Raw genomic sequence first — 14,144 nt, 5'->3', positions numbered from 1 at the left:
ACGGCGTGGACTGCGGCGGAAAGGGCCCGCCGTGCCGGTCGCCGGTCCGGAAGTCCCCGCCCCGCCCGAGGCGGGGAGCCCCTCCCCGTCGCAGCCGCGACGGGGAGGGACCCCAGCGTTATGTGGTGGCTCAGTTGAAGCAGTCCTTGACGGTGCCCGCGCAGTTGGTCGGGTCGTTGTCGGCCACGATCGACTTGTCGTCGAGCCGCACCTTGCCGCCGAGGTTGAGGATGCCGCCGGCGACACGGTGGAGCTTGGCCGGGTCGGTGGCGGTGTTCTTGACGACCTTGGTCTTGGTCAGGTGGACAGTGCCCTTGTGGTTGAAGATGCCACCGCCGTTGAGCGCGGTGTTGTGCTTGATCTCGGTGTTCCGCAGGGTGAGGAGGGCGTTGTCGCCCTCGCCCTCCGGTTGTCCGGCGAAGCCGTCCTCGACCTTGATCAGCCATTCGCCGTTGAAGATGCCGCCACCGAAGCGCCCGGCGGTGTTCTCGACGATGGTGCTGTCGGAGACCGTGGCGGCGCCGGCCCGGTCGTCGCTGGGCCAGTTCCAGTGCTTGCCGCCGGTGGTGACGATGCCGCCGCCGTTCTCCGCCGCGTGGTTCTTGGCCACCAGGACGTGGTCGAGGTCGAGGTCGGTGTTCTCGGCGTAGACGCCGCCGCCGTTCTCGCTGGCGGTGTTGCGCGTGATGGCGGTGAAGGAGATCGTGACGTGGCCGCCGGAGCTGAACACGCCGCCGCCGTTGCCGCCGGCCTGGTTGCCCTCGATGGAGGACTTGACGTCGACCTTCTCCCCGGCTCGGCCGAGGATCTCGACGATGCCCGCCTCGTCGTGGCCCTTGCCGTAGACCGGCGCGTCGTGGCCGGGCTTCTTGCCCCGGCCGTTGGCGATGCCGCCGCCGTTGTAACCGGCGGTGTTGTCGCTGACGTGCGAGCCGACGAGCTTGAGGACGCCGAGGTTGAAGATGCCGCCGCCGTCCTTCTGGGCGTGGTTGTTCTCGACCTTGCTGTCGTCGAGTTCGACCCGGCCGAAGTTGGCGATCGCGCCACCGTTGTTCTCGGCGTTGTTGCGGGTCAGCTTGACGCCGAACAGGTGGGCGCTGCCGCCGCGCTCGACCAGCAGCGCGCCGCCGTCACCCTCGCCCTCCTTGCCGCCGCCGTCGGGTCCAGGGAGGACCGCCGGGGCCTGGAGCTCCGGTACGCCGGGCGGCGGGCCGCCGTACTTGAACTCGCTGGCGTTGCCGTCCTTGACGGTGAGGTCCTTCAGGGTCAGGTCGCCGCCGTCGGCGACGCGGAAGATCCGGAAGGCGTCCTCGGAGTCGCGCTTGATGGTGGCGTCGTTGCCCTTGATGGTGATTTCCTGCTTGATCGTCGGCAGGCCCGTGTTGGACTTCTTGTCGGCGAAGTCCAGCTCGTACGTGCAGTTGGGGGCCAGCTTCAGCGTGCCGCCGTGGTCCCGGTTGGCCAGGTCGACCGCCTCGATCAGCTTCTCGTCGTCGCAGGGCACCTCCCGCACGTGCCCGCGCTCGTCCCGCTTCTGGTCCCGGTCCTCGTCCCGGCCCTTGCCGGACCAGTCGCGACCCTCGTCCGCACCCTTGTCGGCCTTCCCGCGCTCCGGCCCGGCGTCGCTCACGTTCTGCTGGGCGGCGGCCTGCTGATCCGCCGTCCGCTCTGCCCCGCCGGACTTGTTGTCGCGGGCGGCGAGGCCGCCGAGGGCCGCGAGACCGACGACGCCGGTCAGGCCGGCCACGCCGGTGGCGACCCAGAGCGCCCGCCGTCTTGTCGGCGCCGGTGGAGTGGTGTGTATCTCCCCGGCGGGAGTAGTTACGTCGTCGTTAGACATCAGAGCCTTCCGCCCTTTCCGCTACCAGACGGGTCGTGCCGATAGAAGGGGCGCGACCAGCCACAAATCGGTTGCAGCCTCCGATCGCCAACCTATGAGAACGATCCTCGCGACACAGGCGAATACGAAGAAAGCCCGCGTAAGGGCCTAGGAAAGGTAGTTAACGGGCGAGACGGACACAGCGACGGGCCCCGCCGACGGTGCGTGCGCACCGTGGGCGGGGCCCGTGGGGTCGGGGCCGGGCGGTCAGCCCGGCAGGCGGGGGCCGGCCTCGCGCTGCTCGGCCAGCCAGGTCTCCACCTCGTCGGAACGGCGCGGCAGGCCGGCCGAGAGGTTCACCGCGCCGGTCGCGGTCACCAGGATGTCGTCCTCGATCCGTACGCCGATGCCGCGCAGCTCCTCGGGGACCAGCTCGTCCTCGGGCTGGAAGTAGAGGCCGGGCTCGACGGTCAGCACGTAGCCCTCGCCGAGCGGGCCGTCCCGGTAGGTCTCCTTCCGGGCGTTGGCGCAGTCGTGCACGTCGATGCCGAGCATGTGGCTGGTGCCGTGCAGCGTCCAGCGGCGGTAGACCGTGGAGGACGGGTCCATCGCCTCGTCCACGCTCACCGGCAGCAGCCCGAGGTCCTTCAGCGCCTCGGCGAGCACCCGCATGGCGGTCAGGTGCACGTCCTTGAACGCGACGCCGGGCCGGATGATGTCGATGGCCGCCTGCTGGGCGTGGTGGACGGCGTCGTACACCTGGCGCTGCAGCGGGGTGAACCGGCCGTCGACCGGCAGCACCCGGGTGACGTCGGCGGTGTAGAGGTTGCGGTTCTCCACGCCCATGTCCATCAGCAGCAGCTCACCCGGGCGGGTGGCGCCGTGGTTGTGCACCCAGTGCAGGATCGTGGCGTGCTCACCGGCCCCGACGATGGAGTTGTAGCCGACCTCGTTGCCGTCGTGCCGGGCCCGCAGCGCGAAGATCCCCTCCAGCAGCCGCTCCGAGACCCGCCGGTCGGCCGGTAGCGCCCGGGCCACGTCCTCGAAGCCGCGCACGGTGGCGTCGCAGGCGTCCTGGAGCTGGGCGATCTCCCACTCGTCCTTGACCAGCTTCAGCTCCGAGATGGCGATGGCCAGCTCCCGGTCCCGGCCCGGCTGGCCGTCGGCGCGGGCGCCGTCGAAGGGCCGCACGGCCGCGTCCACCCGGGCGTCGAAGCCGCGCAACACCCGGGTACGCCCCGGCGCGCAGTCGGCCAGCGCCGCCTCCAGCTCGGTCAGGTCGGCGGTGGGCAGGCCCAGCTCGGTCGACTTCTCGCCGAGGGTGTGCCGCCGCCCCACCCACAGCTCGCCGTTGCGGCTGCGGAAGAACTCGTCGGTGACCCGGGACGAGCGGGGCCGCATGAACAGGGTGGCGTCGTGCCCGGAGCCGTTCGGCCGCAGCACCAGGACGCTGTCCGGGTCGTGGTCCCCGGTCAGGTACGCGAAGTCGCTGCCCGGCCGGAACGGATGGTCGGTGTCGTTGGCGCGTACCTTCTCCCCGCCGGTCGGGACGACCAGGGTCTCCCCGGGGAAGGCCGCGGAGAGCGCGGCCCGGCGCTTGGCGTAGTTCGGCACCTCCGGCCGGGGTCCCACCGGCAGTTCGGTGTCCCGCCAGCCCTGCCGCATGAACTCCAGGAACGCCTCCGGGAAATCCGGGTCGTGCGACTCGGTGCCGTCCGCCGGCTTCCCCTGGGCCCGCTCCTCAGCCATCTTCCGCCCTCCCTAGCGCCTCGATGCTGGTCCCGACGGTACCGCGCGGTGGGGGGCAGACCTCCCGAGGCGGCCTCGTGGCCGCCTTTCCCGTGCGACGATGCCAGTTATGTGCGGAATTCTGGCGTTTTTCAGTGCGCGCGGGGACGCGGCGGCCCAGCGGGACGCCGTCGCCGAGGCGCTGGAGTGCCTGCACCACCGCGGCCCGGACGACACCGGGGTGGAGGTGGTGGGTGACGTCTCCGGCCGGCGGACCGACGTCGTCTTCGGGCACAAGCGGTTGGCGATCATCGACGTGGAGTCCAGCCACGAGCCGCTTACCTACGCGGACGGGCGCTACCTGCTCACCTACAACGGCGAGATCTACAACTACGTCGAGCTGCGGGACGAGCTGATCCGGGACTTCGGCGCCCGGTTCGCCACCAACGGCGACGGCGAGGTGGTCGTCGCCGGCTACCACCACTGGGGCGAACAGGTGCTCAACCGGCTGCGCGGCATGTTCGCCTTCGTCATCTGGGACCGGCAGGAGCGCCGGGCGTTCGGCGCCCGCGACTGGTTCGGCATCAAGCCGCTCTATCACCTGGAGACCGCCGACGGGCTCTACCTCGCCTCGGAGAAGAAGGCGCTGCTGCCGTTCGCCCCGTCGGCGCGGGCGGGCGACGCCGGGGTGGACCCGGCGAACCTCAGCCACTACCTCACCCTCCAGTACGTCCCCGAACCCGGCACCCTGCACCGGGGGATCGGCCGGATCGGCTCGGGGGAGTGCCTCACCTGGAGCCCCGGCTACCAGATGGAGGTGCGCCGGTGGTTCCGACCGGTGTTCCACCCCGCCCCGGTCTCCGACGAGCAGCGCCTCTACCACCGGATCCGGGAGACCCTGCGGGACAGCGTCCGGATGCACATGCGCTCGGACGTGCCGGTCGGCTCGTTCCTGTCCAGCGGCATCGACTCGACCGCGGTGGTGGCGCTGGCCCGGGAGTTCAACCCGAACATCCTCACCTTCACCGTCGGGTACGACGTGGACGGCTACTCCGAGATCGACGTGGCCCAGGACTCGGCCCGGCACCTCGACGTCACCACCATCCCGACCAAGATCGGCCCGCAGGACATGATGGAGGCGCTGCCGAAGATCATCTGGCACCTGGACGACCCGGTGGCCGACCCGGCGCTGGTGCCGCTGTACTTCGTGGCCAAGAAGGCCGCCGAGCACGTCACCGTGGTCCTCTCCGGCGAGGGCGCGGACGAGTTCTTCGGCGGGTACACCATCTACCGCGAGCCGCTGTCGCTGAGCCGGGTCAACAAACTGCCCCGGGGCGTACGGGCCGGGCTGCGGGCGCTGGCCCGGGTGATCCCCGAGGGCGTCAAGGGCCGCAGCTTCCTGGAGCGCGGCACCACCCCGATCGAGCAGCGCTACTACGGCAACGCCCGGATGTTCACCGAGGCGGAGAAGCAGCGGCTGCTGCGCCAGTACGACCCGTCGGTGCGCTACACCGACGTGACCGCGCCGATCTACGCCGAGAGCACCGAGCTGGACGACGTCACCCGGATGCAGTACGTCGACCTCTACACCTGGCTGCGCGGCGACATCCTGGTCAAGGCGGACCGGATCTCGATGGCGCACTCGCTGGAGGTGCGGGTGCCGTACCTCGACCGGGAGGTCTTCCAGGCGGCCGCCGGCATCCCGGTGCACCTGAAGATCCCGCCCCGCTCCGACGCCACCAAGTACGCGATGCGCCAGGCGCTGCGGGGCGTCGTGCCCCCGGCCATCGTCAACCGCCGGAAGCTGGGCTTCCCCACCCCGACCCGGGTGTGGCTGCGCGGCGAGATGTACGAGTGGGCCCGGCACATGCTGACCACCTCCGGCGCCGGCGACCTGATCGACCTGCCGTACGCGCTGCGGCTGCTGGAGGCGCACAAGCGGGGCGAGGCCGACCACTCCCGCAAGGTGTGGACGGTGCTGATCTTCTGCGTCTGGCACGCCATCTTCGTCGCCCGGACCCTCGACCCGGGCATCCAGCGCAACCAGTCCGCCCTGCTCACCAAGCCCGCCGTCGGCAGCATGGTCCGCTGAAAGGAGGGGCCCCCTGTTAACGCCTGGCGTTGTACAGGGGGCCCCGCTTAACACCTGTGCTCGGTCAGCGACCGGTGCAGGTGACGGTGGGCAGGGTGTTGGCGCCCGGGGCGTTCGCGGTGAAGCCGAACGTGGTGGTGCCCTCCGGTGCCACGTTGCCGTTCCAGGCCGCGTTGGTGACGGTCACCGCCGCGCCACTGGTGCTCAGCGTGCCGTTCCACACCGAGTTGATGCTCTGACCGCTGGGCCAGGTCCAGTTCGCCGTCCAACCGGTGTACGCGCGGGAGCTGTGGTTCATGATCATGACCTCGCCCTGGAACCCGCCGGTCCAGGAGCTGACCACCTTGTAGACCGCCATGCAGGCGCTCCCGCCCGGCGGCGGCGTGGTCGGCGTGGTGGTCGGGGTCGGGGTGGGCGACGTCGGGGTGGGCGTCGGGTTGGTCGGGGTGGGCGTCGGGTTGGTCGGCGTCGGCGACGGGTTGTTGCCGCCACCGATCCCGGTCACCTCACCGTTGCCGCCGTCGAAGGTCACGTCCGAGCAGCCGAAGAAGTTCTCCTGGCTGTCCGAGCGGACCCAGCGGGAGTAGATGATGTGCCGCCCGCTCTTGTTCGCCGGCAGGGTGCCGGTGAAGTAGTAGTGGCCGTCGTTGGTGCCCACCGCGCCCCGCTGCGGCGGGTTGGTCACCTGCAGGAACGGCTGCTCCTCCAGGTCGCTCCAGGCCAGCGGGCGGGTCGGGCTCCAGGTGTTCTTGGTCACGTAGAAGTAGAACGTGCCCGGGTGGTGGGCCCAGTTGCTGTAGCGGAACTCCATCGTCCGCCCGGCGGTCAGGTGGGTGATCGGCCAGTCGTTGCGCGCCTGGTCGTAGCCGCTGAAGCCCGGGTTGCCCCCGCTGCACAGCTTGCCGTCGGGGATGAAGCCGGTGGTCCGGCCGCCGGCGTCGGAGCGCAACACGCTGAACCAGTTGTACAGCGAGTTCGCCCCGTTCTCGGCGACCGCCGCCGAACAGGCGGGGTTGTTCGGCCTGATCTCCCCGGTCGCGCTGAGTCCGTCCTTCCAGCAGAGGAAGGTACGGGCGCCCGGGGTCATCGCGGCGCCGTGCGCGGCGGCCGGGCCGGAGCCGGTGGCCAGGGCGATCGCGGCGCCCGCGGCCAGGGTGGCGACCGCGGTGAACAGCGCGGCCGTACGGGATCGGTGCACGGGTTCTCCTTCGAGGGTGGGTGAGCCCGTCGCCGCCGGCCACGGTGCCCGGCCGAGGCGTGGCGACAGGGGCTCGCCTGGGGGGGGAGCGACCGCGTCCACCGGCACAGGGGCGGGCGGACACGGCTGTCCGCGGTCCGTCGGTGCGGACCGGTGCCCTCGCGTGAACAGAACCCGGCGCGGGTGCGATGCGGCAGCCCCCGCACACACCCGGCAGCGCCATCCCACCACGCGCCGCCGCCGGAGCGCAATAGGAGTGCCTCGATGCGTCAGTAACGCTCGACGAGGTGGTCCCGGCGGCCCCGGATCCGCTCCCGGGTCTGCGGGAGGTCATAGACGACGTCCTCGGCGAGCAGCGCCCCGAACCGGGCCCAGTCGCGGTCCTCGCATGCGGCCCAGTACGCCAATACGGTGTCCTCAGGGTTCGTCACGGCGGCGAGTGTGCCAGCCTGGTGCGACGGATCTGATCTCTGGAGGACTCGTGGGATACGCGGTGGTGCTGGGCGAGGCGCTGATCGACCTGCTCGACGCGGAGCAGGATGGGCGGCGTGTGTTCCGGCAGGAGATCGGTGGCGGGCCGCTCAACGTGGCCGTCGGGGTGTCGCGGCTCGGTGGTTCGGCGCACTTCGTGGGCTCGCTCGGCGACGACGTGCTGGCCGACCGGATCCGGGCGTTCCTGGCCGACGCCGGGGTCGGCCTGGCCGGCGCGGTGACCGTGCCGGTGCCCACCTCGCTGGCGGTGACCACCCACGCCGGCCCGGAGCCGGACTTCCGGTTCTACGGCGACCCGCCCTCGTACGGGCTGCTCACCGCCGACGACCTGGACGTCGCCCTGGTCGAGGGGGCGGACGTGCTCTACGGCGGCTCGATCGTCCTGCTCTGCCCGCCGGTGCTCGCCGCCGCCCGCCGGGCCTGGTCGATCGCCGGCGGCCTGCGGGTGTTCGACCCGAACGTGCGTCCCCGGCTGCTCACCGGCCCGGCCGCGCTGGACGAGCTGCGCCGGATCGTGGCCGAGTTCGCCGCCACCGCGCACCTGGTCAAGCTCAGCGCCGCCGACGCCGAACTGCTCTATCCGCGCGAGCCGGTCGAGGGGGTCGCCGCGTACCTGCGCGAGCTGGGCGCCGGGACGGTGGTGGTCACCCTGGGCGCGGACGGCGCGCTGGTGGCCGCCGGGCCCGACCCGGTCCGGATTCCCGCGCCGAAGGTCGACGCGGTGGACGCCACCGGCGCCGGCGACTCGGTGATGGCGGCGCTGATCGCCGAGCTGCTGATCGACGGCGAGCCGGCCGAGCCCACCGGGTGGCGGGAGCGGGTGGCGTTCGCGTTGCGCGTGGCCGGCCTGGTCTGCGAGTCACCGGGCGGCGCGCTCTCCATGCCCACCCGGGCCGAGGTGACCCGCCGCTTCGCGTGACGAGGCCGGGCGAGCCGGGCCGGGTGACGACGACGGCGGCGGCCGGTCAGCCGGTGCCGTCGAGTTCGGCGAAGCCGCGGCGGGCGGCGATCAGTCCGGGCCGGGCGCCGAACGGGGACTCGGCCGCCACCCGCTCCGGCGGGGCGGCGGCGGTGTGCGCCGCCCGGATCAGCCACGCCTGGTCGACCAGCTGGCGGTGCTGGGCCCGGACGAACTGCACGTCGACCGGGTCGCCGTGCCCCGGCACGACCACCGTCGCCGGGGTGGTCAGGCGGAGCAGGTCGGCCACCGCGTCCGGCCACTGCAGGGGGTACGAGTCCTCGAACGCCGGTGGTCCGCTCTGCTCCACCAGATCCCCGGCGACCAGCACGTCGGCGTCCGGCACGTGCACCACCAGGTCGGCGTCGGTGTGCCCGTGCCCGGGGTGGCGCAGCACCACCCGCCGCCCGCCGACGTCGAGCACCGTCTCGGTGTGCACCGGGTGCGTCGGGGCCAGCAGCTCGGTGCCGGCCAGCTCGGCGGCCAGCTCGGGCTGCTCGGCGCGCACCTCCTCGTACGCCTGCCGGCGCAGCCGCTCCGGGTCGCGCATCGCCGCCGCGGCCAGCTCGTGCGCGTACACCGGGCGGGGTGGGTCCGCGGCCAGCGTGGCGTTGCCGAAGCAGTGGTCGAAGTGGTGGTGGGTGTTCACCACGCTCCACGGGGCGTCCGTGACGGCCCGGGCGGCGGCGGCGAGCGCGGTCGCCTGCCCCACCGTGGAGAGGGTGTCCACCAGCAGGGCCGCGCCGTCCCCGACGACAAGCGTGACGTTCACGTCGAGCAGCGGCTCGCGCAGCACGTGCACCCCGGAGGCCACCTCGCGGAACCGGTAGCCGTTCACGCGCCCTCCCCGACCCGGGCCAGGAACCGCTCCCGGTCGACCAGCACCCGCTCGACCCGCCCCCGGGCCACGGTCTCGTCGCCGTCGGTGACGGCCACCTCGAAGGCCAGTCGCCGGCCGTCCACCGCGGCCAGCCGGGCCTGCGCCACCACCGTCCGGCCGACCGGCGTCGCGGCCAGGTGGTCCAGCTCGACCCGGGTCCCGACGGTGGTGCGTCCCGGGGGCATCGGGGCCGCCGTGGCGGCCACCGTCGCCGCCTCGGCCAGGGCCACCACCCGGGGTGTGGCCAGGACCGGTACGTCGCCGGAACCCACCGCCGTGGCGGTGTCGGCAGCGGTGACGGTCAGCTCGACCCGGGCCACCAGCCCGGTCGGGAAGGGCTGCTCCTGCATGGCCCCAGCCTAGGCCCTGGCGATCATCACCGGCACCGGTACGCTGTGCGCCAGGACCCAGCGGGCGGGTGGGCGTCCGGTCGTGCGGCACCCGCCGTTAACCTGGATCGCGATGGCCGTCGTGACTGATCCCCAGCGCCCCGTCCCTTCCGGTAGCCCCGACCGGGCCGACGGCGGGCGCCGCCGCGTCGTCGCCATGGCGGTCTGGGGTGCCGCCTTCGTCGCGTGTTGGCTGGCCATCGGCCTGCCCACCGACCCGGCGTACGCCTTCGTCTGGATCTGGGCAGCCACCATCGCGTGGAACTCCGCCCGGCCCTGGCGCAGCCACCTGGCCTTCGCCCGGGACTGGGTGCCGGTGGTGCTGCTGTTGATCGTCTACAACCTCTCCCGGGGCTTCGCCGACAACGGCCGGGTCCCGCACGCGATGGAGCTGATCGTCGCCGACCGGTTCCTGGTGGGCTGGGCGACCGGCGGGGAGGTGCCCACCGTCTGGCTCCAGCAGCACCTCTACGAGCCTCAGGTGCAGTGGTACGACGTGCTGGTCAGCTGGGTCTACTTCTCGCACTTCGTGGTGGCGCTGGCCGCCGCCGGGGTGCTCTGGGTGCGCAGCCGCAAGCGCTGGGGCGCGTACATGCGCCGCTGGGGCTTCCTCTGCGCCAGCGGGCTGGTCACCTACTTCATCTACCCGGCCGCGCCGCCGTGGTGGGCGGCGCAGAACGGCCTGCTCACCGAGGTCGCCCGGATCTCCACCCGGGGGTGGAAGGCGTTCGGCATGCACGGCGCCGGCAACCTGCTCAACGCCGGGCAGATCGCCTCCAACCCGGTCGCCGCGATGCCCTCCCTGCACACCGCCTGGGCGCTGTTCGTGGTGGTCTTCTTCCTGCCGTCGGTGCGGCGGCGCTGGTGGCCGCTGCTGCTGGCGTACCCGCTGGCGATGACGTTCACCCTGGTCTACGCCGGTGAGCACTACATCATCGACGTGCTGGTCGGCTGGGCGTACGTGGGCATGGCGTTCCTGGTCGTCGGGCTGGCCGAGCGGGGCTGGGCCGCCTGGCGCTCCCGCCGAGGTCCGGCGGAGCCGACCCCGGCCCAGGCCGCCGCGGCACCCGACCCCGGCGAACCGGCCCCGACCGGTGGGGCCGGCGCCGCACCACCGGCGACCGGCGCCGTCCCGGCCGGTGAGAGCTCGGCCGGTCCCGCCCGGCCGTCCGCCCTGGGCGACCCGGACGAGGTGCCGGCGCCCGCGACTCGCTGATCCGCCGCCCGCGCCGCCAGTGGGCGGTCGCGGCGGCGCCGGGTCACCGCCAAGCGGTCGCGGCGGCGCCGCGTCACCGCCGGGCGGCGTATGCCCGCTCGGTCAGCTCGGCCGCCAGGGCCCACGCCTCGGCCAGGTCCCGGTGCGGCGCCGCCGCCCCCGACCCGCCCGCCGTGTCCGCGTGCACCGTGGCCAGCCGCAGCAGCCGTTGCACCGGCCCCCGCACCACCCGCACGCTCTGGATCCGGGCGTACGGCACCAGCGCCAGCTGGCGGGTGAGCAGGCCCGAGCGGACCACGAAGACCTGCTCGGTGAGCCCGGCGCCGAGCGCCTGCCGGCTCAGCGGTCGCAGCCAGCGCGCCCGCCGCGGCGGGGCCGTCGTGGGCAGCTCCGCCAGCCGTACGCCGGGCAGCACCTCCGCCACGATCCGCTCGCCGGTGCCGGCGTCGCCGACCGGCAGCAACCGGTCCGGCCGGTTCCGGTCGTCCGGCTCGGCGGCCGAGTAGCCGGCCACCTCCAGCCGCAGCCGCAGCCAGCCCTTCGGCCGCCACAGCAGCGGCCAGGTGACCCCGACGGTCTGCACCCGGGTCAGCGGCACGGTCTGCGCCCGGGTCTCCAACAGCCCGTTGCGGATCCGCAGCCGGCCGTCGTCGCTGGCCAGCCGGAAGTTCCAGTCGTCCAGCACCCGGCGGATCGGTTGCAGCAGCACACCGGCCATCGCGGTCAGCGTGCTGGCCACCGCGACGAACGACCAGGAACCCTCCGAGAGGAACTGCGACACGACGAAGAGCACGCCGAACGGCAGCAGGAAGGCCTGCGGGGTGAGCAGCTGACTGACCAGCAGGTCCTGGTTGCGTACCTCGTGCAGCCGGCGGCCGGGCGGTGCGGCCCGACCCGGCTCGCTGGCCGCCGCCGGTGTGCCCGGTGCCGGCGGCGCGCCGGGTGCCGCCGGTGCTCCGGCCGGTGTCGCGACCGGCACCCGACCGGCCAGGTCCAGCAGCCGCTGCCGCAGGGCGTGCGCCTCCGCCACGTTCAGGTACGCCAGCGGCGCCTCGGTCTTGCCGCCGCCCACCACCTCCAGGCGCAGCTCCGCCAGGCCGGTGAGCTGGGCGAGCAGCGGCCGGACCACCTCGACGGCCTGCAACCGCTCCAGCGGGATGGCCCGGGTACGCCGCCAGAGCAGCCCCTCGTGCACCCGCAGCTCCCGCCCGACCACGTGGTAGCCGGTGTTGTACCAGCTCACCACGGCGAGCACGGTGGCGCCGAGGGCGAGCAGCGCCACCATCGCCGCGAACCAGCCGAAGCCCACCCGGGACAGCGTCGACCAGGAGAGCCCGGCGATCACCACGACCAGCGACTTCGCCCCGTGCAGGGCCGGGCTGAGCGGGTGCAGCCGGCGCCGCGGCTCCTCGCCCACCGGCCCACCGGCCGCCGGGCCGGGCCATGGCGCGGCACCCTGCGGTCCCGCCGGCCCCGGGTACCCCGCCGGCCCCGGGTACCCCGCCGGCCACGGGTATCCCGCCGGCCACGGGTATCCCGCCGGCCACGGCATGCTCCCGGGCGGCGGCGGTTGGCCGCCGGACGGCGGTGGCCATGGTTGCTCTGGCGCGGGTGGTTGGCTGCCGGGCGACGGTGGCCACGGCATGCTCCCGGGCGGCGGCGGTTGGCTGCCGGGCGGCGGTGGCCACTGCTGTCCTGGCGCGGGTGGTTGGCTGCCGGGCGACGGCGGCCACGGCTGTCCTGGCGCGGGTGGCGGCTGGTTGCCGGGTGGCGGTTGGTTGCTCGCTGACGGCGGTGGCCATGGTTGACCGGGCGCCGTCGGTGGTCGCGCGTCGGCCGAGGTGGCCGGTTGCCCGGGCTGGGCCGGCGGCGGCCACGGCGGACCGGCGGGTTGCGGGGCGGGGGACGGCCACGGCGAACCGGCAGGTGACGGTGCGGGTTGCGGGGTGGCGGACGGCCACGGCTGACCGGACGGTGCCGGCTGGGCCGGTCCCGACTGCGGGTGATCGGACGGTGCCGGCGGCTGCGGGGCCGGCGGCGGCTGGGCCGGTCCCGGCTGCGGGTGGCTCGGCGGGGCGGGGTGCTGCGCGGCGTCCGGAGCGCCTCCCGGCACCGGGTACTGGTCGCCGGGACGGCCCTCCGGCCCGACCGGCCGGTCGCTCACCGCGTCTCCGCCGATCGCGGCGCCCCGTCCGGCCCCCACCCTCCGGCCCGCGCCCGCTCGACCGTCGAAGATCGTGCTCGATGCGGGAAGTAGTGGCCTTCACAGGCGCCCGATGCCACTACTTCCGAGAAGTAGCCGGCCAGGGCCGGCCGGGCTGCCGGGGCCGGCCGGGCTGCCAGGGCCGGGCGGGCTGCCGGGGCCGGGCGGGCTGCCAGGGCCGGGCGGGCGGGGGGTGGGGTGGTCACAGGCCCTCCGCGCGGTCTTCGCCCAACGCGGTGAGTCGGTCGCGCAGCCGGGACGCCTCGGCCGGGCGCAGCCCGGGCACCCGGGCGTCGCTCGCCGCGGCGGCGGTGTGCAGTTGGACGGTGGCCAGGTCGAAGGCCCGCTCCAGCGGGCCGGCGCTGACGTCGACGAACTGCATCCGGGCGTACGGCACGATGGACAGCCGCCGGACCAGCAGCCCGTGCCGGACCAGCAGGTCGTTCTCCCGCTCGGCGTAGCCCCAGGCGCGCACGGCGCGGACGACGGCGACCGCGCGCCAGCAGCCGCCGAGCACGACCGCCGCCAGGGCGAGGCCGACCAGCGTCAGGCCGGTGAGCGCCCAGGCCACCGAGAGGCCGAGCAGCAGGATGCCGAGGAACACCGCCAGCCGGATCAGTTCCACCCAGATCTGGTCGCGGGAGATGGGCTGCCACCGGACGGTGTCCGGCCAGGGTTCCAGGGGGCTGGCCGGGGCCGCTGCCGGCCCGGCGGGGTGGTCACCGTTCACCGGGGCGTCCGTTGCGCTCACTCACCCTTCGAGGGTAGGCGATCCGGGCGCCGGCACGACCTCCCGCAGGAAGCCGCGCGCGTCCAGGAAGCCGCCGAGCGACTCGCGGTGCGCGGCGCAGGCCAGCCAGGTCTTGCGCCGGTCGGGTTCGTGCAGGCGGGGATTGCGCCAGCGCAGCGCCCACTCCGCCGGGGCGCGGCAGCCCCGCGCCGAGCAGATCGGCGCCTCGTCGGCGGGGGAGTGAGGGGTCATCCGGGCGAGTCTAGGCCGCCGGGACGGGAAGCTTCAGCGCCGGGCGGCCACGGGGGGAGCCGCCCGGCGACGGGGTGAATCGTACACGCGCCGGACCCCTCCGTGTCCACCCGTGCGCGGCGATTACGCGCGGACCGGCGCGCGAGGTCCCGGGGACTGGACATGGCGGCGAAAATCGGGTTCTCCG

Annotated in this window: 12 protein-coding genes; 3 read left to right on the top strand and 9 right to left on the bottom strand. The window is 73.9% G+C overall.

From position 1 onward, the window contains the following. Positions 1 to 130: 130 nt before the first annotated feature. The gene (locus K7640_RS11975; protein WP_222954854.1) at positions 131 to 1,840 is read right to left on the bottom strand and encodes a hypothetical protein; all 1,710 of its coding nucleotides are present in this window, start codon (positions 1,838 to 1,840) and stop codon (positions 131 to 133) included. A gap of 246 nt (positions 1,841 to 2,086) precedes the next feature. After that, positions 2,087 to 3,568, bottom strand: coding sequence for an aminopeptidase P family protein (locus tag K7640_RS11970; RefSeq protein WP_222954853.1), 1,482 nt, complete (start codon positions 3,566 to 3,568; stop codon positions 2,087 to 2,089). A 109-nt stretch (positions 3,569 to 3,677) separates the two neighbouring features. Between K7640_RS11970 and asnB the strand changes: the two genes are divergently transcribed. Then, a complete protein-coding gene (gene asnB, locus K7640_RS11965) occupies positions 3,678 to 5,639 on the top strand; it encodes an asparagine synthase (glutamine-hydrolyzing) (RefSeq protein WP_222954852.1) in 1,962 nt (653 codons plus the stop codon). Between the two features lie 64 nt (positions 5,640 to 5,703). Here asnB and K7640_RS11960 read toward each other — a convergent pair whose 3' ends face one another. Together K7640_RS11960 and K7640_RS11955 are read right to left on the bottom strand one after the other, a co-directional pair. Next, the gene (locus K7640_RS11960) at positions 5,704 to 6,837 is read right to left on the bottom strand and encodes a lytic polysaccharide monooxygenase (RefSeq protein ID WP_222954851.1); all 1,134 of its coding nucleotides are present in this window, start codon (positions 6,835 to 6,837) and stop codon (positions 5,704 to 5,706) included. A gap of 269 nt (positions 6,838 to 7,106) precedes the next feature. Next, entirely contained in the window at positions 7,107 to 7,268 is a 162-nt protein-coding gene (locus K7640_RS11955) for a nuclear transport factor 2 family protein (protein WP_222954850.1), read from the bottom strand. Between the two features lie 50 nt (positions 7,269 to 7,318). Between K7640_RS11955 and K7640_RS11950 the strand changes: the two genes are divergently transcribed. Then, positions 7,319 to 8,248, top strand: coding sequence for a carbohydrate kinase (locus tag K7640_RS11950; RefSeq protein ID WP_222954849.1), 930 nt, complete (start codon positions 7,319 to 7,321; stop codon positions 8,246 to 8,248). A gap of 46 nt (positions 8,249 to 8,294) precedes the next feature. Here the strand turns inward: K7640_RS11950 and K7640_RS11945 are convergent, their stop codons facing one another. After that, complete coding sequence (locus K7640_RS11945) at positions 8,295 to 9,125, bottom strand: MBL fold metallo-hydrolase (protein ID WP_222954848.1); 831 nt, start codon at positions 9,123 to 9,125, stop codon at positions 8,295 to 8,297. Then, positions 9,122 to 9,517, bottom strand: a complete 396-nt coding sequence (locus K7640_RS11940) for a thioesterase family protein (protein ID WP_222954847.1) — start codon at positions 9,515 to 9,517, stop codon at positions 9,122 to 9,124. The genes K7640_RS11945 and K7640_RS11940 overlap by 4 nt, the downstream gene beginning before the upstream one ends. A 112-nt stretch (positions 9,518 to 9,629) precedes the next feature. Between K7640_RS11940 and K7640_RS11935 the strand changes: the two genes are divergently transcribed. Then, entirely contained in the window at positions 9,630 to 10,772 is a 1,143-nt protein-coding gene (locus K7640_RS11935; RefSeq protein ID WP_222954846.1) for a phosphatase PAP2 family protein, read from the top strand. Positions 10,773 to 10,845: 73 nt separating this feature from the next. Here the strand turns inward: K7640_RS11935 and K7640_RS11930 are convergent, their stop codons facing one another. From K7640_RS11930 to K7640_RS11920, 3 genes are all read right to left on the bottom strand, one after another. Further along, the gene (locus K7640_RS11930; RefSeq protein WP_222954845.1) at positions 10,846 to 12,324 is read right to left on the bottom strand and encodes a PH domain-containing protein; all 1,479 of its coding nucleotides are present in this window, start codon (positions 12,322 to 12,324) and stop codon (positions 10,846 to 10,848) included. A gap of 853 nt (positions 12,325 to 13,177) precedes the next feature. After that, positions 13,178 to 13,705, bottom strand: a complete 528-nt coding sequence (locus K7640_RS11925) for a PH domain-containing protein (protein ID WP_222955106.1) — start codon at positions 13,703 to 13,705, stop codon at positions 13,178 to 13,180. A 21-nt stretch (positions 13,706 to 13,726) separates the two neighbouring features. After that, complete coding sequence (locus tag K7640_RS11920) at positions 13,727 to 13,957, bottom strand: hypothetical protein (protein WP_222954844.1); 231 nt, start codon at positions 13,955 to 13,957, stop codon at positions 13,727 to 13,729. Between the last annotated feature and the right edge of the window lie 187 nt (positions 13,958 to 14,144).

It is taken from the genome of Micromonospora sp. PLK6-60 (assembly GCF_019890675.1).
GTDB lineage: Bacteria > Actinomycetota > Actinomycetes > Mycobacteriales > Micromonosporaceae > Micromonospora.
This window is presented reverse-complemented; position numbering and strand designations above follow the sequence as displayed.

What these genes read in the sequence shown, in the direction of transcription:
- K7640_RS11975 (WP_222954854.1), bottom strand. Translation starts at nt 1,840, where the DNA reads ATGTCTAACGACGACGTAACTACTCCCGCCGGGGAGATACACACCACT.
- asnB (WP_222954852.1), top strand. Translation starts at nt 3,678, where the DNA reads ATGTGCGGAATTCTGGCGTTTTTCAGTGCGCGCGGGGACGCGGCGGCC.
- K7640_RS11920 (WP_222954844.1), bottom strand. Translation starts at nt 13,957, where the DNA reads ATGACCCCTCACTCCCCCGCCGACGAGGCGCCGATCTGCTCGGCGCGG.
- K7640_RS11970 (WP_222954853.1), bottom strand. Translation starts at nt 3,568, where the DNA reads ATGGCTGAGGAGCGGGCCCAGGGGAAGCCGGCGGACGGCACCGAGTCG.
- K7640_RS11930 (WP_222954845.1), bottom strand. Translation starts at nt 12,324, where the DNA reads ATGCCGTGGCCGGCGGGATACCCGTGGCCGGCGGGATACCCGTGGCCG.
- K7640_RS11940 (WP_222954847.1), bottom strand. Translation starts at nt 9,517, where the DNA reads ATGCAGGAGCAGCCCTTCCCGACCGGGCTGGTGGCCCGGGTCGAGCTG.
- K7640_RS11935 (WP_222954846.1), top strand. Translation starts at nt 9,630, where the DNA reads ATGGCCGTCGTGACTGATCCCCAGCGCCCCGTCCCTTCCGGTAGCCCC.